The organism is Poseidonocella sp. HB161398 (assembly GCF_005870025.1).
Lineage (GTDB): Bacteria > Pseudomonadota > Alphaproteobacteria > Rhodobacterales > Rhodobacteraceae > Mangrovicoccus.
This window is the reverse complement of the sequence record NZ_VATA01000260.1, coordinates 1-738: the sequence shown is the minus strand read 5'-3', so window position 1 is coordinate 738 and position 738 is coordinate 1. Positions and strand designations below refer to the sequence as shown.

General features: G+C 63.7%; 1 pseudogene. It reads left to right on the top strand.

The window, feature by feature from the left end:
- Positions 1-555: 555 nt before the first annotated feature.
- A pseudogene (locus FGX59_RS37140) lies at positions 556-708 on the top strand (integrase); the annotation flags it as partial.
- Positions 709-738: the final 30 nt, after the last annotated feature.

Below are 738 nucleotides of genomic sequence, written 5' to 3'. Positions count from 1 at the left end.
GAGCTCAGCGGCTGTCTTCCGGGGTGACCGGATGTGTCGGAACCGCTGACCGGATGTCGCTGGAACGAGCGACCGGATGCTCCGGAATCCGCAGGCCTCTCAATCGACAGACAGGAGGTTCCCATGACGGAGGAGAGAATATCGCCGCTGCGGGCGCGGATGATCGAGGACATGCGCATCCGGGGGATCCGAACTTCGACAGCTGGAAGCCCGAAATTGGCCCGTCCGCGCGGGCTGGTCTTGGAAAATCAAAGGGTTGATCGGTCGGAAAGGCGCCATTTCCGGAAGTTTTATTGTGGCACGTCGTCATCTCGAAGGCCATTGATCGTATTTCCATAGCCGTGATAGCGTTGCGGCATGTACACGAAGATCACCACGTCCGGCGGCCGCCGCTATCTCCAGCTCGTCGAGGGATACCGCAACGAGGACGGAAAGGTGCGCCACCGTGTCATCGCCAATCTCGGCCGCATCGAGGACCCGCTTCATCAAGCCCGACCTGCAGGCAGACCTGTTCAGCTGGAGCCTCGACGAGGCGGCCATTGCCCGCGCCGAGCTGTGCGGGTCATCCAGGTGCTGCTCGGGCACGCGAAGCTGACCACCACGGCACAGTACGCGCATGTCGCGACCAAGACGATCCGCGGCACCGTCAGCCCCTTCGAGATGCTGGCGAAGCTGCAGGACCGGACCGCGAAAGGAAGCCCCGGGTGACCAGGGGCCGGGGTGCCCCGGCCAAGGCTG